This is a genomic window from Sulfurimonas sp. NWX367 (genome assembly GCF_039667065.1).
Lineage (GTDB): Bacteria > Campylobacterota > Campylobacteria > Campylobacterales > Sulfurimonadaceae > Sulfurimonas > Sulfurimonas hydrogeniphila.
This window is the reverse complement of record NZ_JALCZM010000002.1, coordinates 126,895-147,688: the sequence shown is the minus strand read 5'-3', so window position 1 is coordinate 147,688 and position 20,794 is coordinate 126,895. Positions and strand designations below refer to the sequence as shown.

25 protein-coding genes are annotated in these 20,794 nt (G+C 37.7%); 8 read left to right on the top strand and 17 right to left on the bottom strand.

Translation table 11 applies throughout. The annotated features are described in order from the left end of the window. Positions 1 to 75: 75 nt before the first annotated feature. Positions 76 to 558: a hypothetical protein gene (locus MNY28_RS05290; protein ID WP_346389128.1), complete on the bottom strand. Its 483-nt coding sequence runs from the start codon at positions 556 to 558 to the stop codon at positions 76 to 78. A 103-nt stretch (positions 559 to 661) separates the two neighbouring features. Here MNY28_RS05290 and MNY28_RS05285 point away from each other — a divergent pair, with 103 nt between their 5' ends. Genes MNY28_RS05285 through MNY28_RS05275 form a run of 3 tightly spaced genes read left to right on the top strand, consistent with a single transcriptional unit; the run spans position 662 to position 2,592 of the window. Further along, on the top strand, positions 662 to 1,525 hold the full coding sequence (locus MNY28_RS05285; RefSeq protein WP_151901356.1) for an MqnA/MqnD/SBP family protein: 864 nt from the start codon (positions 662 to 664) through the stop codon (positions 1,523 to 1,525). Then, positions 1,526 to 1,792: a flagellar biosynthesis protein FliQ gene (gene fliQ / locus MNY28_RS05280; protein ID WP_151901357.1), complete on the top strand. Its 267-nt coding sequence runs from the start codon at positions 1,526 to 1,528 to the stop codon at positions 1,790 to 1,792. It abuts the gene before it with no gap. Continuing rightward, positions 1,792 to 2,592, top strand: a complete 801-nt coding sequence (locus tag MNY28_RS05275; protein ID WP_346389127.1) for a UDP-N-acetylmuramate dehydrogenase — start codon at positions 1,792 to 1,794, stop codon at positions 2,590 to 2,592. Before fliQ ends, MNY28_RS05275 begins: the two co-directional genes overlap by 1 nt. 243 nt (positions 2,593 to 2,835) lie before the next feature. Here MNY28_RS05275 and MNY28_RS05270 read toward each other — a convergent pair whose 3' ends face one another. The 7 genes from MNY28_RS05270 to MNY28_RS05240 all read right to left on the bottom strand — a co-directional run bounded on the left by MNY28_RS05270 (position 2,836) and on the right by MNY28_RS05240 (position 9,123). Continuing rightward, positions 2,836 to 3,588, bottom strand: a complete 753-nt coding sequence (locus tag MNY28_RS05270) for a TIGR04219 family outer membrane beta-barrel protein (RefSeq protein ID WP_346389126.1) — start codon at positions 3,586 to 3,588, stop codon at positions 2,836 to 2,838. Positions 3,589 to 3,771: 183 nt separating this feature from the next. Beyond that, positions 3,772 to 4,278: a thiol peroxidase gene (tpx, locus tag MNY28_RS05265; RefSeq protein WP_151901360.1), complete on the bottom strand. Its 507-nt coding sequence runs from the start codon at positions 4,276 to 4,278 to the stop codon at positions 3,772 to 3,774. Positions 4,279 to 4,405: 127 nt separating this feature from the next. Next, positions 4,406 to 5,383 (bottom strand): tRNA (adenosine(37)-N6)-threonylcarbamoyltransferase complex transferase subunit TsaD, encoded by a 978-nt coding sequence (gene tsaD, locus MNY28_RS05260; RefSeq protein WP_346389125.1) that lies wholly within the window; start codon positions 5,381 to 5,383, stop codon positions 4,406 to 4,408. Continuing rightward, a complete protein-coding gene (gene dxr, locus MNY28_RS05255) occupies positions 5,374 to 6,453 on the bottom strand; it encodes a 1-deoxy-D-xylulose-5-phosphate reductoisomerase (RefSeq protein WP_346389124.1) in 1,080 nt (359 codons plus the stop codon). The genes tsaD and dxr overlap by 10 nt, the downstream gene beginning before the upstream one ends. Further along, a complete protein-coding gene (locus MNY28_RS05250) occupies positions 6,454 to 7,209 on the bottom strand; it encodes a phosphatidate cytidylyltransferase (RefSeq protein WP_346389123.1) in 756 nt (251 codons plus the stop codon). Between the two features lie 42 nt (positions 7,210 to 7,251). Then, positions 7,252 to 7,572: a hypothetical protein gene (locus tag MNY28_RS05245; protein WP_151901364.1), complete on the bottom strand. Its 321-nt coding sequence runs from the start codon at positions 7,570 to 7,572 to the stop codon at positions 7,252 to 7,254. A 222-nt stretch (positions 7,573 to 7,794) separates the two neighbouring features. Beyond that, positions 7,795 to 9,123 carry an NFACT RNA binding domain-containing protein gene (locus MNY28_RS05240; RefSeq protein WP_346389122.1) on the bottom strand — a complete coding sequence of 443 codons (1,329 nt, stop codon included), beginning with the start codon at positions 9,121 to 9,123 and terminating at the stop codon, positions 7,795 to 7,797. A gap of 79 nt (positions 9,124 to 9,202) precedes the next feature. Between MNY28_RS05240 and MNY28_RS05235 the strand changes: the two genes are divergently transcribed. After that, a complete protein-coding gene (locus MNY28_RS05235; protein WP_151901366.1) occupies positions 9,203 to 9,874 on the top strand; it encodes a precorrin-2 C(20)-methyltransferase in 672 nt (223 codons plus the stop codon). Here MNY28_RS05235 and MNY28_RS05230 read toward each other — a convergent pair. Genes MNY28_RS05230 through MNY28_RS05200 form a run of 7 tightly spaced genes read right to left on the bottom strand, consistent with a single transcriptional unit; the run spans position 9,871 to position 15,952 of the window. Continuing rightward, positions 9,871 to 10,671 (bottom strand): precorrin-3B C(17)-methyltransferase, encoded by an 801-nt coding sequence (locus MNY28_RS05230; protein ID WP_151901367.1) that lies wholly within the window; start codon positions 10,669 to 10,671, stop codon positions 9,871 to 9,873. The two genes, MNY28_RS05235 and MNY28_RS05230, sit on opposite strands and share 4 nt — an antisense overlap. A 19-nt stretch (positions 10,672 to 10,690) precedes the next feature. Further along, positions 10,691 to 11,740 carry a cobalamin biosynthesis protein gene (locus MNY28_RS05225; RefSeq protein WP_346389121.1) on the bottom strand — a complete coding sequence of 350 codons (1,050 nt, stop codon included), beginning with the start codon at positions 11,738 to 11,740 and terminating at the stop codon, positions 10,691 to 10,693. Then, positions 11,737 to 12,486, bottom strand: a complete 750-nt coding sequence (locus MNY28_RS05220; protein ID WP_346389120.1) for a cobalt-precorrin-4/precorrin-4 C(11)-methyltransferase — start codon at positions 12,484 to 12,486, stop codon at positions 11,737 to 11,739. The genes MNY28_RS05225 and MNY28_RS05220 overlap by 4 nt, the downstream gene beginning before the upstream one ends. Further along, complete coding sequence (cbiT, locus tag MNY28_RS05215) at positions 12,479 to 13,648, bottom strand: precorrin-6Y C5,15-methyltransferase (decarboxylating) subunit CbiT (protein ID WP_346389119.1); 1,170 nt, start codon at positions 13,646 to 13,648, stop codon at positions 12,479 to 12,481. Before cbiT ends, MNY28_RS05220 begins: the two co-directional genes overlap by 8 nt. Next, a complete protein-coding gene (cbiD, locus tag MNY28_RS05210; RefSeq protein ID WP_346389118.1) occupies positions 13,642 to 14,733 on the bottom strand; it encodes a cobalt-precorrin-5B (C(1))-methyltransferase CbiD in 1,092 nt (363 codons plus the stop codon). Before cbiD ends, cbiT begins: the two co-directional genes overlap by 7 nt. A 6-nt stretch (positions 14,734 to 14,739) precedes the next feature. Continuing rightward, a complete protein-coding gene (locus MNY28_RS05205) occupies positions 14,740 to 15,249 on the bottom strand; it encodes a (2Fe-2S) ferredoxin domain-containing protein (protein ID WP_151901372.1) in 510 nt (169 codons plus the stop codon). Then, complete coding sequence (locus MNY28_RS05200; RefSeq protein WP_151901373.1) at positions 15,239 to 15,952, bottom strand: precorrin-8X methylmutase; 714 nt, start codon at positions 15,950 to 15,952, stop codon at positions 15,239 to 15,241. The genes MNY28_RS05205 and MNY28_RS05200 overlap by 11 nt, the downstream gene beginning before the upstream one ends. Before the next feature lie 50 nt (positions 15,953 to 16,002). On the opposite strand from MNY28_RS05200, the gene bluB reads away from it, so the two are divergent. Further along, complete coding sequence (gene bluB, locus MNY28_RS05195) at positions 16,003 to 16,629, top strand: 5,6-dimethylbenzimidazole synthase (protein WP_151901374.1); 627 nt, start codon at positions 16,003 to 16,005, stop codon at positions 16,627 to 16,629. Here the strand turns inward: bluB and MNY28_RS05190 are convergent. Beyond that, positions 16,613 to 17,869, bottom strand: coding sequence for a cobyrinate a,c-diamide synthase (locus MNY28_RS05190; protein WP_151901375.1), 1,257 nt, complete (start codon positions 17,867 to 17,869; stop codon positions 16,613 to 16,615). The genes bluB and MNY28_RS05190 overlap by 17 nt on opposite strands. Before the next feature lie 41 nt (positions 17,870 to 17,910). Here MNY28_RS05190 and MNY28_RS05185 point away from each other — a divergent pair, with 41 nt between their 5' ends. Next, on the top strand, positions 17,911 to 18,747 hold the full coding sequence (locus MNY28_RS05185; RefSeq protein WP_151901376.1) for a sirohydrochlorin cobaltochelatase: 837 nt from the start codon (positions 17,911 to 17,913) through the stop codon (positions 18,745 to 18,747). 14 nt (positions 18,748 to 18,761) lie between these two features. On the opposite strand, the gene MNY28_RS05180 is transcribed toward MNY28_RS05185, so the two are convergent. After that, positions 18,762 to 19,439: an energy-coupling factor ABC transporter permease gene (locus tag MNY28_RS05180; RefSeq protein WP_151901377.1), complete on the bottom strand. Its 678-nt coding sequence runs from the start codon at positions 19,437 to 19,439 to the stop codon at positions 18,762 to 18,764. A gap of 62 nt (positions 19,440 to 19,501) precedes the next feature. Here MNY28_RS05180 and MNY28_RS05175 point away from each other — a divergent pair, with 62 nt between their 5' ends. Both MNY28_RS05175 and MNY28_RS05170 read left to right on the top strand, forming a co-directional pair. Continuing rightward, positions 19,502 to 19,927: a hypothetical protein gene (locus MNY28_RS05175; RefSeq protein ID WP_151901378.1), complete on the top strand. Its 426-nt coding sequence runs from the start codon at positions 19,502 to 19,504 to the stop codon at positions 19,925 to 19,927. Beyond that, the gene (locus MNY28_RS05170) at positions 19,928 to 20,728 is read left to right on the top strand and encodes a phosphotransferase (protein WP_346389117.1); all 801 of its coding nucleotides are present in this window, start codon (positions 19,928 to 19,930) and stop codon (positions 20,726 to 20,728) included. Positions 20,729 to 20,794 lie beyond the last annotated feature (66 nt).

The following is a 20,794-nucleotide window of genomic DNA, read 5'->3' as shown; positions in this document are numbered from 1 at the left end:
TTAATCATATTCTTTTTCCATAGAATTTGATGAAATTTTAGCTAAAAAACATAAAAAGAAGTAAATAAAAATAATTTACTTTTCACCTGCAGTTTTTTCTGCTATTGCTACGGCAGCTTCATCTCCATGCACAATAACCAGTATTTTGTTCTCCTGTATCATATCTCCGTATTTTTCCGCCAAAGATTTTTCTATGCCCAAATCAACAAGCCAGGCCGTCATCGCTCCGGTTGCGCCAAACATTACAGCCCCTGCTGCCATCCCGGCGATAGATGCAAGTATTCGCCCCGTTGCCACTATGGGTCCGACTCCCGGAGCCCAGAAGAGAATACCGCCCATCAGAAGTCCCCAGAGTCCGCCCCAAAAAGCACCCTGCTCACCCCAAAAAATTATATTTTCACTGTGTTTTTTATACTCAAATTCGTTTTTTTCTTCCTGTTCTCCTTTTGCTATTACTGAAATATATTTTTTCAGTACACCGTTTGCCAGCAGTTTATTGACAAATTCTGCTGCCTCATCGTAGTTATCATAGACTTTTACCAATGCTTCTTTGCTCATAACTGTTCTCCTTATATTAAAAATAATGTTATTTAATTATACTCCCATTATTATTAATTTAATCAAAAAGTTCTTTTTATCTATTTTTCGATAAAATAAACCTATGAAAAAAACTCTTATTGCACATTCACCTGACGCAGACGATATTTTTATGTACTATGCCATCAAATTCGGCTGGGTAGATATGAAAGATACACACTTTGACAATATTGCAAAAGATATACAAACCCTCAATGAGGATGCACTTAACGGTGTTTATGATATTGTAGCCATCAGCTTTGCCCTCTATCCGAATATCAGAGAAGAGTATGCTCCTCTTCGGACCGCTGTAAGTTTCGGTGAAGGTTATGGCCCTAAACTTATCAAAAGAAAGGGTCAGCGACTCAGACGAAATTTCAAAGTGGCTCTCAGCGGAAAACATACAACCAATGCAATGCTTTTTCGCATCGCCTACCCTGAGGCACGCATAAGCTATATGAATTTTCTGGAAATAGAGAATGCCGTCAAAGAGGGGAAAGTGGATGCCGGAGTACTGATACATGAAAGTATATTAACTTTTGCGGACGAACTTGAAGTAGAACGCGAAATGTGGGATATCTGGCAGGAACTTGCCGGCAAAGAGTTGCCGCTGCCTCTTGGAGGTATGGCAATCCGTCGCTCTTTGCCTCTTAACCGTGCAATAGATTATGAAAAAACACTGACAAAAGCAGTGCAGGTTGCCCGTGACCACAAAGAGAGACTCTCACACATGCTTATAGAGCGTGACCTGGTCCGCATAGATGCACAGACACTTGCAAAATATCTTGAACTCTATGCAAATGATGACTCCATCACCCTCAGCGATATTCAATACGAAGCCATCGACAAACTCTTTGAAATAGGCTATGAACACGGATTTTACGACAAACCTGTTGCGATCAGAGACTATCTGATCCCTACAGAGTATACGGCACTGAGAGAGTCATAAATGGAAGCAAAACTCGTAGCACTTGGCGTACAGACATTTCAGATTGCACTCTATCTTGCACTTCCCGGACTCCTTACAGGTATGTTTTTGGGACTTGCTGTCAGTATTTTCCAGGCTACAACACAAATCAATGAAATGACGCTCTCTTTCATTCCAAAAATAATCGGTGTGGTTATCGTCATCGTCCTTACAATGCCCTGGATGCTCAACGAGATGACAGACTTTTCTGTCGGTGTATTTAATATGATTCCCACCTTTGTCGAGTAATGCAGTTTAAAAGTATCGATTTTTCAAAATATTCCTCTTTTAAAATAGGGAATGTTGTTGATGTTGCTCTTTTAGAAGAAGATTTTACAGATCTGGCAGACTACACTCTCATAGGGTCCTGCAACAATACTCTTATAGGACCCAATCCACCAAAACTGATGATGCTCGATAAAAAATACAACTATATAAAAATAAACAACGGTCTTTTAAAAATCGGCGGAGCAACACCCTCGGGTAAAATTGCCTCTTTTTGTAAAAAGCACAATATCGCAAACTTTGAATTTCTTTCCCATCTTCCGGGAAAACTCGGTGGTCTTGTTTATATGAATGCCGGACTCAAAGAGTTTGAAATTTTTAACAATCTTATCAGTATTACCACCCCCTCCGGGTTACATGTAAAAGAGGAGATACAATTTGGTTACAGAAAAACAAATATCAAAGAACCCATACTTGAAGCAGCTTTTTCTTTAACATATGGTTTTAGTCAGGAAAAAGTAACAATGTTTAAAAAAATGCGCGCCAACCAGCCTGCAACCCCGAGTGCAGGCAGCTGTTTCAAAAATCCTGAGGGTGATTATGCCGGCAGACTGATAGAGGCGGTAGGACTCAAAGGCAAAAGAGTCGGCAATATAGAGTTCAGCAGAGTCCATGCAAATTTTTTAGTCAATCACGGAAACGGCAGTTTTGAGGATGCCGTTTTTCTTATAACTGAAGCACAAAAAAAAGTTTTTAACAACTTTGGAATAAAACTAGAGTTAGAAATCGTAATTTTAGACACAAAAACAAAAATACTCTTTTAACTTGCATGCAACCGCTGTTTTTTTCACTCTCAGCCCACCCTGAAGGATGGGTTCCAAATAATCCCGGAAACCCGTACTTTTCAGTGCGGTCTTTGTCTCTTTCAAAACTAAGGCCCAGGTTCCGAAAGAATATCGAACTTTTTTCTTCACTTAATGGCACTGAGACAGAAGTCTGAATCCCCAATGATTCCCGGAACCCGTACTTCAGTACGGGCTAAAAGCTTGCAAGCCAAAAAACACCTCTTAAAAACGCAGCATTAAACCTGCATAGAATCCTGAAAAATCCATATCTGTTTTCACATCTTCCCCGTCTTCGTCTATTTTTATTTTTTGTGTTCTGTAGCCTATTTCAAGAGCAGGCTGCACAATCGGTGAGATGTCAAAGGTATAGTCTATTTTTGCACGTATGTCATAAACAGTCGAAGAACCCGTAGTCACATACTTTGCATCACTCTCAAGAGCAATGTTTGTTGTCGGAATTTCCACTCTTACCCTTGCATACAGAAGCGGAATAGGTGCGGTATAGGAATCCTGATAACCCGGGAACGGTCCGTTTTGTGCCACTGTGTAGTCCATGTTCATCACTTTTATATCCAGCCCCAGATCAACTGTTGTCCAAAAAGTGTTGTCCAGTATATTATAGTAAGGAATAATATCATACTCTTTGATATCTAAAACACTGTTTGATGACCCAGGTATAGTCACGCCACCCCATGAACCTGTTGCCGTACCCGTTGCATGGATACTGACATACTCAAGTCTGATATTCGGAACAACCGGAATCGGATGTTTTACAAGCATCCACACATAGGCGGATGTATCTTTTTTTTCATCAAATGTATTTGTACCTGTGACACCGCCGCCAGCGTTATAATCAGCTGTACCGGACGGTGTCTGTGCCCATGCACCCGCACCGATTTCGACTCTTGCCATGTCGGCACAAAGCGAAGCGCTCAAAATTGTACTTACAGCAATAGCAGATAAGATTTTTTTCATGTTTAACCCCGTTAAAATAATTTACTTTATTATATCAGAGATTGCTGGAAGAATAATTAAAAATGTTTGATTAGATAGCGTTTGCATTTTGAATAAATCAAAATGCAAACAGAAGGAGAAACAAAATAAGACATACTCATTTTGCTTTTTTGCCACCAATGGCGGCAAGCTAAAAAGAAGTTACTATTTTTTAGCAGCTTCTATTGCAGCGTCATACTGAGGCTCTTCAGTGATTTCCGGAACGATTTCTTTATAAGTTACAATTCCGTTTTCATCAATTACGAAGATAGCACGAGCAGTTACACCTGCAAGTGGAGAACCGCCTAAAAGTACACCGTATGCGTTAGCAAAGTCTTTGTTTCTGAAATCTGAAGCAACAGTTAATTTATCGATTCCCTCAGCTGAACAGAAACGTCCTGCAGCAAATGGAAGGTCCATAGAAACAACAACAGTTTTAACACCGTCAAGTTCTGCAGCTTTTGCATTAAAGTTACGAGTTTCTGTAGCACATACACCTGTATCAAGTGAAGGAACTACGATGATAAGTTGTTTTGTACCTTGAGCACCACCAACTTTTACATCACCCAAACCATCTGAGTTTACTACATTAACTTCTGGTGCTTTATCACCTACATTTACTTCATTTCCTAATAACTCTACGTCTGTACCTTTGAATTTAGTTGTTGCCATATTCAATTTCCTTTATTTAACACTCATTTTGAATGTTTGATTTTTCTTGTTGGAATTGTACAATTAAAATACTAATATTTATCTTATTAAAGCTCAGAAAACCTTGCTTTAAGTTAAATTTAATTTATCACATCTTTACCCTTGCTGCTACACTCACTTCTTCCAAGGAAGTAAACATCCCCTGCTTGTACATATCCACTGCAACCCGCCCTATCATAGCCGCATTATCCGAACAGTACTCTAAATCGCTCAAAAGTAGTTGTGCATTATAAGGCTGCAGCAGCTTTTTTATTTCCCCTCGCAGATACAGGTTTGCACTTGCGCCTCCGACAATGGCAAAGTTTTTCGGAGGGTTTGTCTGAAAATATTTTTTAAGTTTGTGTACAAGATGTTTGCTTGCAGTATATTCAAAAGAAGCCGCTATATCTTTATAGTCTTGCGGTTCAGATTTTTCAACAGCAAGCCGAACCGCATTTTTCAGTCCCGAATAGCTAAAAGCAAATTTTGGTGTTCGCAGCAGAGGAACGGTAAAGTCATATCTTTTTCTGTCGCCCTCTTTTGCAAGTTTTTCTATAACCGGTCCGCCGGGATATCCCATCCCCATCATCTTTGCGACCTTGTCAAAACTCTCACCGAAACTGTCATCCATACTTTTTGCAACTGTTGCAATGTCTGTCAGACTTTTTACTTCCATCACTTGTGTGTGTCCGCCTGAAACAAGCAGAACCGTCAAAGGAAAAAGCGTCTCTTTTTCAATAAAAAGCGAATAAATATGCCCGGTAAGATGATTTACCGCAATAAGGGGAATATCAAGTGCAACACTCACTGCCTTTGCCAAGGTAACCCCCTCTATCAGCGTAACGGCAAGTCCCGGGCTCGTTGTCACTGCAACCGCTTTTATCTTTTTAAAATAGGGCTCGCACTGCTCTAAAATCTTTGGCAAAGCCTCTGCGTGCAGTCGCGCTGCAAGTTCGGGAACAACACCGCCGTATACGCTGTGTTCAATTTCCTGAGAAATTTTTTTATGAAAAACGAGCCTGTTTGTTGCTATTTCTGTTACAGCAATTGCACTGTCATCACAGGAACTTTCTATACTTAAAACCATCTGTTCTTTCCTACATATTTTCGCACTTCTTGATCTATAAGGAATATATCGCTTACATGTAAAGGGAGTGCATCACTGAAATTTTCATACGCATTGATAATAATTTTACTGATATCCATAAAACCTATTTTTTTAGCGATAAACATCTCAATAGCCGCCTCATTTGCCGCATTGACAACAACACCTCTTTGCGGATTATTCAGCAGATCTTCTTTAATCTGCCAGACAGGGTAACGCTCCGGACTGATTTGGCGAAACTCCAGACGTCCCACCTGTACAAGATCAACATGCGGTAAAATCGCTTCATCCATTTTTTCATCCAGCGCATAGGCTATGGGCAACTGCATACTCGCATTGGCAAAATGTGCTGTGGTTGAGCCGTCTTTGAAGTCTATCATCGCGTGAATCAACGACTGTGTCTCAATAATGGCATCATATTCTCCCTCGCCAAAGAGCCAGCGTGCTTCGAGCAGCTCAAACATTTTATTGACCATGGTTGCCGAATCAATTGTAATTTTTTGCCCCATTGACCAGTTTGGATGCTTTTGTGTATCTGAGAGTGTTGCTGTATGCAGTCTTGTTATCTCCCAGTCACGAAAAGCTCCGCCGCTTGCTGTAATCGTCATTTTTTTTACCGGTCTCTCCTGCAACAGATACCACAACCCGAAATGCTCGCTGTCAATGGGCTGTATTTTTGATGTATCAATGAAACTGCCGCAGGCAACGAGTGACTCTTTGTTTGCCAGGGCCACTTTTTTATCACACTCTATGGCTTTGAGTGTCGGGCGCAGGCCCAAAAAACCTACCAGTGCATTTACTACAAGTTTGGAGGTTGCTTCTTCTATTACATGTAATATAGCTTCTTCTCCACTATAAACACGAGAATGATTTACTTTTGCAACATCTGCTTTATTTGCTACAACGACAATTTTTGGCTTATGTTCTTTAATCTGCTTATTTAAAAGTGTAATATTTTTACCACAAACCAACACCTCAACTTTTATACCAAAACGTCTGGCAACCAGCAAAGCATTGACACCGATGGAACCTGTCGAGCCTAAAAGTATCAACTAGACCAGTCCGCGAAGCAGTACAAGCATGACAATCGCACCAAAAAGGTAGCCGTCAATTCTGTCAAGTATGCCGCCATGCCCCGGAAGCAGATCACCACTGTCTTTTACTCCGGCACTGCGTTTGAGCGACGACTCAAACAAATCGCCGAATATTGAGCTCAGAGCAACCATAAAAGAGATGACAAGAGCAATCCAGAAATCAACAGCAAAAACACCCAAAAATGCGCCGACAAATGTTGCAAGGGCTACACCGCCTATGACACCTTCAAGGGTTTTGTTCGGACTTGTCTCACAAAATTTTGTTTTTCCTATGCTTTTGCCTACAAAATAGGCACCGATATCAGTCAGGGCAACTACACCCAGCAGCCAGACTAGTGACAGTACGCCATACTCTTCATACATTGTTAAAATAAAAAGCAGCCCTGCCGTCGGATAGATAAACGGTAAAAAGTCAACCCATTTCAGGTTTTTATCATACGCCACAGCAGATGCGTAGCCGACGCCTGCAAGCACAAACAAATCATCCCCGTAAGGGTAAAAAGCGGCTATAAGCCATAAGGCTGCTGCATATGGCAGAAGATTATCTTTTTCTACACCAAAAAGCACCACAGCCTCTTTAAAAGCCAAAATGTATACAGTCCCAAGAAAAAGCCACATAACAAAAAAATTGTCTATCAATCCGACAGTCAGCACAACGGCCAAAAGTGCCAATCCTGTGACTATCCGCTCTCTACTATCTCGTAATATGCTCATAAAAGATCCCTACAAATTTTTCAGATAAAATATTATATCTAATCAGACTTTAATATCTAATAGATGCAGTGGTTCGTCCGGTTCGTCCTCACTCTTTTCTTCAACAATTTCATGCCCCTGGTTTTTTGGCAGATTGTTTGTTTCCTGATCCGCTTCTTCTCTTTGGTGTTCGCGGTCTGGGTCTATTGCATGACTCTCTTCGGTAGGACGGACCTCTTCTATCTCTTTTTCTTTCTCCTGCACAGCAGCCTGCGCGGCAAGGTTTTGCAAATCAAAGCGGACATATTGATTGCCCTGCAAAGGTGTGACGGCAGGTGTCATCTGGTTTACCAAGACTACATTTCCGATAGCTCCGACACTCATAGGCTCCTCCTTCCTTTTGGTTCACAAAGCCGGTACTGTAGTCCGGCTGTTGTTACTTCTTCACCATTCTCAGCCCACCCTAAAGGATGGGTTCCAAAACTTTCCGGAATCGGTACTGTAATGCCGGCTATTGCTACCTTTTCGCCATTCTCAGCCCACCCTAAAGGATGGGTTCCGAACTGTAGTAACTTCTCGGAATCGGTACTTCAGTGCCGACTGTTGCTAGGCTCTTGTATCTACCTCTATTGTTTTGTACTTATTATACAATACATTTGCCCCGTTTTGGATGGTGACTTCTCGTCTGGGAGTATAATCGACCAAAAAGCGGTCTTTTGAAGCGGTACTGAATTCTACACAAAGTCTTGCCGCTGCCAAAATGATGTTTTGCGGGAGATTCTGCTTGTCAGTGGTGATGATGACATGGGCGGAAGGACGGTCTTTCATATGCAGCCATATATCTTTTGCCCGTGCGTTTTTTAAAAGTTCAATATTGCCTTTTTCATTTTTTCCAAGCTGTACCTTGTACCCTTCTATCCAAAACACTTCTATGGAGTCATTATGCCTGACTTTTTTGTTTTGTACTTTTTTGGGCAAAAGCATCTCTATCTTTGCCACATCTTTTGCCTCTTTGATTACATGTATAAAGCGCTTGAGATGTTCTATTTTTGAGCGTAGAGACTCCTCTTCTATATGCAGATGCTTGGCACGTTGTTTTGCTTTTTTACTTTTGGAAAAGAACATTTCACTTATCATAAAAGGAGTGGGATAGCGTTTTTGCAATGCTATGTGCACTTTTGAACCGTCATAATCTTCCAGTTCTATTTCTCTTGCATAGGGCTTGATGTTTTGCACATTTGAGAGCACCAAATTACCCAAATGCCCATTTTCCTGTGCCTCTTTTTCCAGGCTCTCCTGTGAATCAAGTTTTGCATAAAGTTTTTGCAGTTTTTGCAGTTTTTTCTCAAGCTGTGAAATTTTTTGCTTTTTCAATCCTTCAAGTTTTGCATTTTGCTCTTTTTCATACACTTCGTATAAAAATGCTTCCACATCCTCAAGCGGATACTCTTTTGCCACAAAAGGCGCAGGCGGAACATCCAGCAGTTTTTGCCCAACCCGAACTTCCCGAAAAGAGGAAAACAGATCAACATGACGCAGTGCTTCAAGCACAATATTCTCTTCATCCAGAATAATGACATTGGTATATTTGCCTGTAAATTCTATCTGCAGATAGGTTGTTTCTTCTTTATAAGCAGAAGCCAGCGAGGTTTTAATGCGTATAATTTTATCATCATTGAGCAGTTCTGCATGTAAGACGTTTGCACGGTTGAACCGTTTGGCTAAAATGACATCAAAAGGGGCATTATAGACCTTGGAACGCGGGTACTCTTCACATTTGAATATGCTTGAATTCGAGCGTTGCATGTTAAAATAAAGCGCATCATTTTTGTCAAAAACAATTTTGATGATGCTGTCGCTTACCCGAAATGCAGCAGATATTTTTTTAAAATTTTGTAAATAATCAGTAATTTGTTCTAAATGTGAAAGTTTCATAACTTAATTCTAACATACAAATCATTCACAAAAAGCACACTTTATAAGAAGTTAGTTATAATTTCACAAAAAGAAAATAATGAATCAAAAACTTACTATGGTCTCTTTAGGTCCAGGAGATGTTGAACTCTTGACACTTAAAGCACTCAATGCTTTTAGGGAATGTGATGCCATCTGTGTACCTACAAAAAGCGAAGACAATACTTTTACAAAATCTATCAGCTATAAAATCGTCTCGGATGCGCTTTCACTCTTACATGTAACCAAGACTATTGTACCGGTTTATTCACCTATGCATTTTAACTATGAAGACTGGGTACACGAGGCCGATATAATTTTAGAGACACTGCAAAAATACAATAAGGTCTGCTTTGTCACACTTGGAGATGCTGCTATTTACTCAAGTATCTACTATCTGCTTGACATTATCAAAGAAAAAAATGAAAAAATCTATAAAAGCTGTAAAGTTATAGCAGGTGTCACTTCATTTAGCGCCGCTTCCGCCGAAGTGCAAAAAGCACTTTGTTTAGGTGATGAAAAACTCATCATTAAGCCTATAAATCCACGATCTGAAGTCAAAACTACAGAAATTTTAATGCGCCCAAAAATCGGAATGAATACAGAGGTTTTAGGAGAAGGTAATTTTTATACTTTTGAAAATATGTATCTTGAAGATGCTAAAATCACATCTTCAAAGATTAGTAAAGTCAAAAAGTATATGACCCTTTTTATCAATTTTGCAAGGCGCTAGTTAATCTTTTCCCATTCACCCTTTTGCATACCACTTAAGTCATATTTATTTAAATAGCCTCTTGGTGTTAAAACTCTGCCATCCCTTGTAAGTTTTGTTGTAGAGTTTCCTATAAGCAGTGTCGTAGACATATTTACATCTTCATTTTCTACGCCTGCATCTATCAACTCTTTTGCTGTAATTATTTTTATCATCTGATTTTCACGCCCTAAATCTCTTGCAACTACTACAGGGCGATTTGCATCAATATTTTTCAACTGTTCTAGCATTCCTTCATACGGCTCAAGTCTACTTCTACTTTTTGGGTTATAAATTGAGATAATGAAATCTCCCTCCAAAGCCAAACGTAATCGTTTTTGAATCAACCCGGCATCTGTTAGCCTATCAGAAAGTGATATAAGACAAAAATCTTGACTAATAGGCGCACCGACTTCACTCGCAAGTGCTAAAACAGAACTAATCCCAGGTAAAGCCGAATATTCTATACTTTCCCACAAGTCAAGCGTATCTATAAGTTCAACAACCAAAGAACCCATAGCATAAACATTTGCATCACCATTTGAAAGCAATGCAACAGTCCTGCCTTTTTTAGCTTCATCTATGGCATGCTGAACACGTTCTATCTCTTTTGTCATTGGCGTCGTAAAAACCTCTTTATCTGCTACCAATTCTGGTAAATCCTTGGCATATTTGGTATAAGCTACAACTAAATCCGCTTCACGTATTGCGTTTATTGCCTCTTGTGTCAAATATCTGTCACCACCTGCGCCGGTTGAAACTAATGTTAATTTTCCCATCTTGTTTTTGCTCCTTATATTAAAATGAAGCGGCAATCGTTACCGCGCCGTAAATTCTTTTACTTAAAAAAAGTGTTCTGTTTTTACTTGCCAATAAAGAAGCCGGTTCAGCCACTCCTTTAATATTAAAAAACTTTGTCGCCTGCGAAGGGCTAAACTTCTCAGGGAGTGCATTAATGGCATCCTCGCTGAAAAATTCTAACTCTTTGTTTATGTTTGAAACATATTGAAGTAAACCTTTTTCATCCGCTTTAGCACTAAAACTTGCAAGTTTTGTAATTTGTTCTTTTTTTATACCGTGTTCAAAACAAAATCTTGTAACTGCCTTGTCTATTTCATCAGCACTTGTGCCTCTGTTCATCCCAAGCCCTAAAACTATCTCTTGCGGATGAATTTGTAGTGCACTATTTGGTAGCTTTTGCGGAGTAATATAGACAGTCGGTATATTTTTATCCCACTTTCCTAAATCATCTGGCATAAAAAAAGAAAAATTTTCCTCTTTGTAACCTTCAAACTCTTTTACTGCCTCAATCATACAGGGATAGCTTATTACCTGTACTTTTTTCTTGTTGATGATGGCATTGGAAACCTCTGCTAAAGATTTTAAGTTGCTGATAGTAAAACCGTACTTTTTTGCAAACATATCAAAAGCAAGAACTTTTATCTGATCACTTGCCGTAGTTACAAAATTCACACAGCCTTCTATCTTTGCACACAATTCATTGGCAAGTTCATTTGCACCTCCCAAATGCCCTGAAAGTAAAGGAATTACCCTTTTTAAATCAAGCGTCATTATGAGCACAGCAGGGTCTGTTGCTTTATCTTTTAAGTGTGGTGCAATTTTTCTAATGACTGCACCCGTTGCCATTAAAAAGATGATGGCGTCAAACTCAGCCCATGCCGTAGGCATGATATCATCGACTTTGGCAAAAATGTGAAAAGCCGCCTCTTTTGTTGTACCATCTTCACTTTTGTTAAAAATATGACATTCATGTCCTTGCAGATAAGGTAAAAGTTTTTTTGCTGCTTCTAATGAAGGATTATTTATAGTTGCTATTGCTATTTTCATAATGATTTTGATTTCCTTTGACTCTCTTGTTTGTATTTGTCTGCGTACAGATGAGATTCTGCCGTTGAGTTTTGGTGTAAAAATTTGCCAAATATGATGAGTGCAACACCCTTTACATGTAAAACCTGCTCTTGTATAGTAGAAATAGTGGCTTTATAAATTTTTTCATCAGACCATGTCGCTTTTTCAACAACCCAGCAAGGTGTATCTTTGCTATAGCCTAATTTATAAGCTGTCTCTTTGAGTTTTTGTATAAGTGAGATAGAGAGATAAAACGCAAAAGAAGAGTGCTTGTTTGACAAAAGTTGTTCCAGACTTTCTGGATTTGGAGTACGCCCCTCAATACGGGAGATAATAAGCGTCTGTGATACTCCGGGAATAGTATATTCAATACCCGCCGATGCTGCCGCACCAAATGCTGCAGTAACTCCCGGAATAATCTCAAAATCTATATTTTCACTTCTTAAAAATTTTATCTGTTTGGCTATGGTAGAGTAAATAGAGCTGTCCCCCGTATGCAAACGCACAAATTTATTCTGGGCATATTTTTTTATAAAGCTAAAAATATCCTCATAACTCATATCTGCCGAGTTTTCTATAATCGTTCCCTCTTGACACCACTTAAGTAGCTCTTTTGGAACAAGGGAACCTGTGTATAAAACTACTTCAGCGTCCTGTAAGGCTTTCATCCCTTTTACAGTTATAAGTTCAGGATCCCCTGGACCCGCTCCTACAAATTTAATCATTTATTTCCTTCTTTAGTATAATCTGATGCATAATGCGTTCAGGTTCTGGCATAAGCAGGCTCATTTTATAAGTTGTCAGACTAATGCTTTTAACGTCAAAAGAAATTTTTGCTTTTCTTAAAACAGTGATAGCTTGTGTTAGGTTTGTAAGTGTTACAAAGTTAGCTACCAGAATACCGCCTTTGGCTAAGCGTCCATAGAGGTACTCAAGTTCAGCTATCACTTTTTGTCCGCCACCACCGATGAAAATTCTCTCAGGCGTGCTTAATTCTTTCTTGTATGCTTCACTTGCTTCGCCTTCATAAAGTTTTGTATCGAGTACTTTATGCTTTTTTAATGAATTTTTTATCATAGCCGAACGTTTGGGATTTTTTTCAAAAAGAATAGTTTTTACTTTATAACGTTTGTAGCCGTCTATACTAACAGAGCCAGAACCAGCTCCTATATCCCACAAAAGCATATTTGACTGCAGTTCAAGGTTTTGTAAAGAAATATGTCGCTTATAGCTTTTGGTAATCATCCCGTTTTCATGTTCAATACTTTCTTCGCTTGAGATATTAGGTAGTGGCTTATACTTTCGTTTAACAAGAAGAGAATAAGGCATACGAGGTGATTTTTCTAGCATTTTTTGTAATGTTGTCGTAGAAAAAGTCTCATCTTCATAACCAAACTTTTCACCAAGTGTAATACTTATGTCATCTTCATCTAAAAAACTTATAGCTTGCGACAAAACACGAGGTGTATCATTATCACAAACAATAAAAGTGTACTCTTTTGTCAAAAAGTTTTGTAAATCCACAAAGTTTTTTCCATGTAAAGTTATAATGCCTGTTTTAACAAGACTTACACCCTCATGAGCTAACATATAACTAAGGCTTGAAGTGTTATCAATAATTTTGAAAGCAATCTTTTGTTTTTTAAGTGCATTTATAATTAAAATTGCCCCAGAAAAAAAAGTAGGTGAACCACTGACTACATAGAGTAACTCTTTGTCAAGATTATTTAATATTGCTTCTTTGACAACTTTAAAATTTCCCTTTGTCACATTTGGCAAAGGGGTTTCATAGTTTTGATCGCAAAAAATCATATCAAATTTTGAGAAATCAACATCTATATTCTTAAAATTATATTCACCCATCCCTGAGCCTGCTATTGTTACCATTTTAGCCTTTCCTTTATCTCATTTGGCAAAGTAATTGTTTCAACCTCGTGTACATGTAAACCAAGCTCTAAAAACCACTCTTTCAATCTCAAAGCAGATTTATACCCTAAAAGTTTTATAAATGGCTCTTTATACTCATCCGGCAGAGTTTGTAAAACTCCTTTTAAGGTTACAAATTCTTCATTGCCCAGTTCAAAATTCAGTTCTGAATTTAACCAAATTTTCACCTCATCAAAATTAATACTGCCATATTTGTTATGTGTATTTTTAAAACCCTGTGCTACTTTACACATTTTTGCAACACTTGTTATAAATATCAATTTTTTTATTCTGTGTTTTTTCAGCCGAGAAGATGCATCATACACAAAATTACCAATCTCTATAATAGAACTTTCATTATAATATTTTTTCGCAAAATCATGCGCAGAATTACCAAGAGTAAAAATAATTTCCTCCTGTGACTCTGCCGCTGCGACATCTATTTCAGCTGTAACAGAATCAATATACGCAGAAGAAGAAACCGGCTTAACAATGCCTCGGGTACCTAAAATAGAAATGCCGCCAACTACGCCAACCTTTGCATTTGCCGTATCTTTTGCTATGTGCTCTCCATCTTTAACACTAAACACGGCATATAAAACTTCTTTCGATTCTTTTACAATACTTTGTGCATTTTCCAGCATCATGGTAAGAGGTACAGGATTTATTGCAGGATGCGGGGGACTGATTTTCAGCCCTTTTTTTGTGACGACTCCTATCCCTTCTCCGGCATAAACATAGACTTTTGTATTCTTAATTTTTAGAAGTGAGGGCGTTTGTTCTTTAATCTTTTGCGGTTTTTGTTTTAAAAGTTTACAGCTAATTTCACATCCTTTTGTTACATCAATATCGTCATTATCACCTTTAACACTAACATAACAAAGCCTCTCCTTTTGCCCAACATCTATAAGTGCTTCTGCACCCTGTGGCAACACTACTGACAACTTTTGCATAGGAAGCTTACCAAAATATTCATACAAAGTCGCTAAAAACACTGCTGTTGCATGTGTTCCTGTTGTGTACCCCGACTTTAGTTTTTCACTCATGCGAATTTAGTTATAAACCTTCATAGGAATAAAATACTTCTCATCCAACATCTCTAAAAGAATTTTATCTTCACTTAAAAGCTTAAAAAGTTCTCGCCACTGCTTGTCTGTAAAATTATGTGTGTGCCGTAACCAAAGTGCGTTGTTTTTTGCATTACCATTTGCCTGCGTATTTTCTGTTACTTGACAAACTTGGCGAAATCTACATGCTCCATAACAGCCTGTACGGCTTATCTTTATACGATTTTCTCCCTTATTAAGCCCCATCTCCTTTAGAATCTCACGCAAATGTGTTGCCCTGTCATCTTTGCCCGCTTTACCACATCGCTCGTCATCGCACAAAAGGAGCAGTGTTTTATAGTGCATAATTGGGCGATTTTTATCATAGTTTTTTGGTTTACATGTATAGCCTTCAACCACTTCACTGCCCATTTCATTCAGACGCACTTCACCTTTTTTTACTGGGTTACTACCGTATTTTGAACTTGAATGTGAATTTATCAGACTACTTGCCATTATATTTTCCTTGCCCTGTGTCAAAGTCTTTTATAAGCTTATAGGCTGCATGCAGTGATGCGACAACCATCGTTGATGCACCGTATCTGCCTTGTAGAATAATGCCCTCAGCACCAAAATGCTCTATAAATTTTTTTCCATACTCTTTAGATTCGACCACATTGACAAAACCAACAGGAAAAAGTAAAAACATGACATTTTCAAGATTTACTTTATTTTTTATCAATGTATTTACCGCTGCATAAATAAACGTCGGAGCATTTCCACAGGCTAAAACCATAGGCTCGTTTTGAAACTTTTGTATTGCAAGTTCTACTGCTGCATAAGAACGGGTTGTAGCATTTTTTTCTGCCATTTCAAAAGCTTCGGGTTCATTGACATAACAGATAACTTCGTTCTCATACTTATTTAAATAAAACTGGCTCAATCCTGATCGAATCATATTGGTATCAACAATGAGTTTTGCTTTGTTTTGCAACAGATCTTTGAGTTTAAGCATCGCGTTTTTGCTAAAGTAAATATTGTCTATAACCTCATTAAAACAGGTTGTTGTATGAATCAGTCTTGCAACAAGTGCTTTTTCATTTTCATCAAATTCATGGTATTTCGGATAAGAAACAATTTCATCTTCTATCATTTCAAAAGATTTTTCGCTAATATCTGCACCGATATTTATAGGGGGTTCTTCCAGAATAAAGTCCATACATTCTCTTCTTTTTTTTTAATAAGGATTATAACACAGTATAATTACGTATGAACTTTACAAAAGACGATGCTGACAAACTCTTAAATATTATAAAAGCTAGACGAGATGTCCGAGGAAACAGATTTATAAACAAAGCAGTAGAAAAAGAAAAGCTCAATATGATCTTAGAAGCAGCTATTTCGGCACCTTCTGTGGGTTACTCGCAGCCTTGGAAATTTATAGTCATCAGCGACAAAAACATAAAACAAAGACTTATAGAAAATTTTGACCATGAAAACACAAAGGCGAAAAAAATCTTCAAAGACAACCCTCTTTATAAAAAATTAAAATTAGAGGGCATAAAAGAAGCCCCTCTGAACATTGCTGTACTCTATGAACCAAAACAAGGTAATATTTTGGGAATGACCAGCATGGAAAAAATGGGTGAATATAGTGTTGTCTGTGCCGTTCAAAATATGTGGCTTATGGCAAGAGCCTTAAACATTGGCATAGGTTGGGTGAGCATACTCGATGAGAAAAAAGTGCTCAATACTTTACATGTAAAACAAGGCTCACGCCTTATAGCCTACCTTTGTGTAGGCTATGTAGATGAATTTTATCAAGAGAGTGAGCTTAAAACTTTAGGCTGGGAACGTGAAAAACTTTTAGATAAATGCGTCACATACAAAAATTAATACGCCACATTGTATGTAAATAGGTAGCAAAAATATTGTCTTGTCTATAGCCTCCCTCTTTTGCACTTTTTTTTGAAACTTTATAGAGCTTTATATCTGTTTTTGGTGCATCAATAATTTTAGAATAGTGAAAAGCATGTCCTTTGATGACCTCTCCATCAAACTCACATTTGTAGTAACCCAAACGCTCACGTTTCTTTGTGAGTGTAAAGGTTATAGGTAATATTTTACTCATCTTTTTTTCATCACAAGTCTCACCAAGATAAATAAACCCGGCACATTCTGCATAAACTTTTTTAGTTTTGACGTGCTCTTTCAAAGAGTTTTTAAAATTATGTGAATCTTTTATTTTTGCATAATGGCTATCTGTCTCCACATAGCCACCCGGTAATATCACAAGATCTGCATCATCTGGAATCGCTTCATCTTTTGTACTGCTTATAAATTGCACTTCTTTGTAAAGTTCTTTTAAAAACTCTATATTGTCATGATACACAAAAGAAAAGTTTTCATCTTTCACAAGTACACATTTTTCATCTCTTTTTATTACTTTCTCAAAGGGGTATACACTAACATTTTCTAAAACAGTTTTCATAACAGATTCTAACTGCTCTATATCAATATGTTCCAATACCTCTTTTGAAATTTTTTCTACCATATAAGAATCCAGTTCTTTTAAATCAAGCCCCAAGTGCGTTGCATTTAAAGTTTGTAATCCCTTTTGTATCCAACCACAGACTACAATCCCTTCACACTCTGCTTCTATATGCTTTTTTACGAGTTCATAGTGCATGGCAGAAGAAATTTTGTTGAGCACTACTGCTTTTATCGTATTGTCTTTTCTAAAGAAGAGCAAACCTTTTAAAACTGCAGCAACAGTTATGTAACTGCCGCCTGCATCCAGAATTAAAAGAGAAGGAATATTGAGAGTTTTTGCCACATCATAAGCACTTGCACCCTTGTCCATTCCGTCATAGTAACCCATAACACCTTCCAAAATGGCAACATCTTTGTCAAAATACTTTGTTAACATCCATTGCAGCTGCACTTGATTCATCATGTATCCATCAAGGTTAACAGATGGAATACCTGCTATACGTTCGTGAAACTGCGGATCAATAAAATCCGGCCCACACTTAAAAGGGCGTACATTCTTCTTATAATGATACAAGAGTGCCATAGTAAGAAGTGTTTTTCCTTGATTGGATGCGATTGCAGAGATTAATAATGCTTTTTTCAACTTTTTATCCTATAATTTGCAAAAAATTAGATTGGTGTATTATGAAACGATATAGACATTATAACAAAGGCACGGCAATAATTCTCTCCTGTTTTGGTTCGGTGATAGAGCAGGAAAAATATTTGGAGTTTGAAAAATTTATACAAGACTCCTTTACAGAGATTCCTGTTTTTACTGCATTTTCTTCAAAAATGGTCATTAAAGAGTTGGCAAAAAAAGGCGAAGTATATAAAAATCTTCCTCAGGTGATGGCAGATGTTGATATGGAGGGTTATAAGCGTTATATCATAGTAAGTGTGAATATTTTCCCGACAGATGAACATGAAGTCCTTATGAGAATGGTTAAAGGATTTCGGGAGTTTTCTTTAGCAAATATTAGATATACGAACCCTCTATTGCAAAAAACAAAAGAGACATCACTTTATCTTAAAGCACTTGATGAACGTATACGACAGAAAAAAGAAGACATTATTAACCTTTATATCATCCATGGTGTTCCTGTTTTAAATATCGGTGGACTTGAAGCTGTCAGTTACGCAGCAAACTTTTTAAGAATGCTCAATGAAAGAAATCTCACCTGTTCCTTAGAGGGAGAGTTTCCATTTTATGCTGTAAAAGATGCCATCAAACGCGACATACTCAAACTCACGCAAGGTGATAAAGAGCGAAAAGTTCAAATTGTTCCTATGCTTCTGGTCAGTGGGAATCACTACGACAAAGATATGAAAGAGATATGTGAAGAAGTGAGCGAGTATGCAGATGCAAGTATTGTTCAGCCAATCACACAAGATGAAAAGTTCAACCTCATAGAGCAAGAAGAAGTTCGAGAAATATTTAGAAAAAATATTGAGATAGAGCTCAAGAAATTAGGATTGTAAAATCCTGATTTCTTTTACGCATGACAAAGTTTTTTGTCAAATAAAAATGCACATTCATTTGTTTTGTCGTAAGCTTTTACGGCAGTTAAAACTGCAATATCTACCAAAGGTTCTATAATAATCACAGACATGTACGCCGCACCGAAAGTAGCAATGTTTTGTAAATTTTCAACTTCAAATCCTTGCCCATAAAGTGCCCAAAAAGCAACCCATGAAACAATACTCCCCTCCCAGACAACAGAAAGTTTTAAGAGTTGTGTATAGCTTATATCTTTATATGCCACACCTTCCGGTATCACTTTTTTTGCTGCTATATTTAAAACAAACATACTTGCAAGAAGCGTTGTTACATTGATGCCATACTGAGGCAAATCAAACTGAGCAAAGAAAAGTCCCTGAATTAAAAGTCCCAAAGCCAAACCAATTGCGGCAGGAGCAATGCCAAATACTAAAAATATGGTTGTTCCTAAAATAAGATGCACTTCACTTACACCTATTGGGTAGTGTGGTAAAACTTCAAAACAACAAAATACTATAATCGTTGCTATTATACTTTTAAATACTAAAGACAAAGCACCATTTTCCTTGATATTATCATACGCTGTTTTTGCTGTAGCTCCAAGCACTGCTGTTGCAGTTCCATAGCTCAAAAACATTTTAGCGCCTTCAACTACGCCTGCTTCTATATGCATTTTTGCATCCTTTAATTTGTTTATTCCAAATTATACTATAATTTCAAAAAAAGGAACTTTAGTTGGCTTACATTGACTGGGTACAAAACCATGCAAAAAAACATAAAAAGATTGTAGATAAACTTTTAGCACAAAACTTCAAAAAACAGCAGATCATCGACTACTTTGATTTTGAAAACATGAAAGAAAAAGAGAGTGACTTTTGTCCGCTTTATGCCAAAAATAAAAAATGCCATGATATGGAGAATCTCAACTGCTATCTTTGTTCCTGTCCGAATTTTCGTTTTAATGACGAAGGCATTCAAAAAGTAAAAGAAAAAACACAGTACAGTTTTTGTGATATTGATTCAAAAGACGGCAGACAGGGTGTCTACGGAGATAAAATACATCAAGACTGTTCCGGATGCAGTGTACCGCATCACAGAGCCTATGTCGAGAAACATTTTGACCTGGACTGGGCAAAGATTATGAAAGTCTGCCAGGTTTAAATGGGTGTCAAAACAGAATTAACGCTTGAACAACTGCGTCGGATTTTTCCCGACTATGGTTTTAAGCAAATTATCCCCACAACAAACGGCATAATGGATACAACCTACATTGTAAAAAACAGCAAAAACAGCTATATTTTAAAAAAATATGAAAGAGAAACGGGCAAAAAGGTGCAAACAGAACAGGCACTTTTAAAGCATCTCTTTACATGTAAATTCAATACACCGCAGTTTTTGGAAGAAAAAAACGGCTGGTATCTCTACTCAAAACTCCAGGGCAGTATGCCAAAAAACATACAACTCTTCCATATTCGCGCACTCGCAAGATTTTTGGCACAATTTCATACTGTGAGTAAAGATTTTACGGATGCTTCTCCTTTTTTAAACGCATACAATATCAACAGTATGCTGGATTTTGTAAAGAAAAATCATTTTTATTATTATAAAAAGCTCTGCTCACTGCAAAATTTACGCCAAAAGAACGAAGGTTTCATCCATGGAGACATTTTCAAAGACAATACCATTTTTCACAAAAACAACATAGCCGTATTTGATTTTATAGACGGCGGTTTGGGAGAGTTTGCCTTTGACGCGAGCGTAGCCCTGCTCTCTTTCAATCCAAAAAACAGGCAACTCTACACAAAAATGTTCTTGGCAACATACAACCAAAAAAGAAATAAAAAAATCACCACAGCAAAGCTACAAAAACAGCGCAACACAGCAGCAAACTTCTATGCCCTTCTGCGAATAAACCATGACAAAAAAACAAAACGTGCCAAAGAAATGTATAGTGCCTTCTAAAAGTTACTGACACGGAATTTTAAACGGTCTCACCACCTGCTAATCTAAGGATTTATAACTTCTCTG

Excerpts from the sequence above, each read along its gene's own strand:
- MNY28_RS05290 (WP_346389128.1), bottom strand. The coding sequence starts at position 558 with ATGAGCAAAGAAGCATTGGTAAAAGTCTATGATAACTACGATGAGGCA.
- MNY28_RS05285 (WP_151901356.1), top strand. The coding sequence starts at position 662 with ATGAAAAAAACTCTTATTGCACATTCACCTGACGCAGACGATATTTTT.
- fliQ (WP_151901357.1), top strand. The coding sequence starts at position 1,526 with ATGGAAGCAAAACTCGTAGCACTTGGCGTACAGACATTTCAGATTGCA.
- MNY28_RS05275 (WP_346389127.1), top strand. The coding sequence starts at position 1,792 with ATGCAGTTTAAAAGTATCGATTTTTCAAAATATTCCTCTTTTAAAATA.
- MNY28_RS05270 (WP_346389126.1), bottom strand. The coding sequence starts at position 3,588 with ATGAAAAAAATCTTATCTGCTATTGCTGTAAGTACAATTTTGAGCGCT.
- tpx (WP_151901360.1), bottom strand. The coding sequence starts at position 4,278 with ATGGCAACAACTAAATTCAAAGGTACAGACGTAGAGTTATTAGGAAAT.
- tsaD (WP_346389125.1), bottom strand. The coding sequence starts at position 5,383 with ATGGTTTTAAGTATAGAAAGTTCCTGTGATGACAGTGCAATTGCTGTA.
- MNY28_RS05250 (WP_346389123.1), bottom strand. The coding sequence starts at position 7,209 with ATGAGCATATTACGAGATAGTAGAGAGCGGATAGTCACAGGATTGGCA.
- MNY28_RS05245 (WP_151901364.1), bottom strand. The coding sequence starts at position 7,572 with ATGAGTGTCGGAGCTATCGGAAATGTAGTCTTGGTAAACCAGATGACA.
- MNY28_RS05240 (WP_346389122.1), bottom strand. The coding sequence starts at position 9,123 with ATGAAACTTTCACATTTAGAACAAATTACTGATTATTTACAAAATTTT.
- MNY28_RS05235 (WP_151901366.1), top strand. The coding sequence starts at position 9,203 with ATGAATCAAAAACTTACTATGGTCTCTTTAGGTCCAGGAGATGTTGAA.
- MNY28_RS05230 (WP_151901367.1), bottom strand. The coding sequence starts at position 10,671 with ATGGGAAAATTAACATTAGTTTCAACCGGCGCAGGTGGTGACAGATAT.
- MNY28_RS05225 (WP_346389121.1), bottom strand. The coding sequence starts at position 11,740 with ATGAAAATAGCAATAGCAACTATAAATAATCCTTCATTAGAAGCAGCA.
- MNY28_RS05220 (WP_346389120.1), bottom strand. The coding sequence starts at position 12,486 with ATGATTAAATTTGTAGGAGCGGGTCCAGGGGATCCTGAACTTATAACT.
- cbiT (WP_346389119.1), bottom strand. The coding sequence starts at position 13,648 with ATGGTAACAATAGCAGGCTCAGGGATGGGTGAATATAATTTTAAGAAT.
- cbiD (WP_346389118.1), bottom strand. The coding sequence starts at position 14,733 with ATGAGTGAAAAACTAAAGTCGGGGTACACAACAGGAACACATGCAACA.
- MNY28_RS05205 (WP_151901372.1), bottom strand. The coding sequence starts at position 15,249 with ATGGCAAGTAGTCTGATAAATTCACATTCAAGTTCAAAATACGGTAGT.
- MNY28_RS05200 (WP_151901373.1), bottom strand. The coding sequence starts at position 15,952 with ATGGACTTTATTCTGGAAGAACCCCCTATAAATATCGGTGCAGATATT.
- bluB (WP_151901374.1), top strand. The coding sequence starts at position 16,003 with ATGAACTTTACAAAAGACGATGCTGACAAACTCTTAAATATTATAAAA.
- MNY28_RS05185 (WP_151901376.1), top strand. The coding sequence starts at position 17,911 with ATGAAACGATATAGACATTATAACAAAGGCACGGCAATAATTCTCTCC.
- MNY28_RS05180 (WP_151901377.1), bottom strand. The coding sequence starts at position 19,439 with ATGCATATAGAAGCAGGCGTAGTTGAAGGCGCTAAAATGTTTTTGAGC.
- MNY28_RS05170 (WP_346389117.1), top strand. The coding sequence starts at position 19,928 with ATGGGTGTCAAAACAGAATTAACGCTTGAACAACTGCGTCGGATTTTT.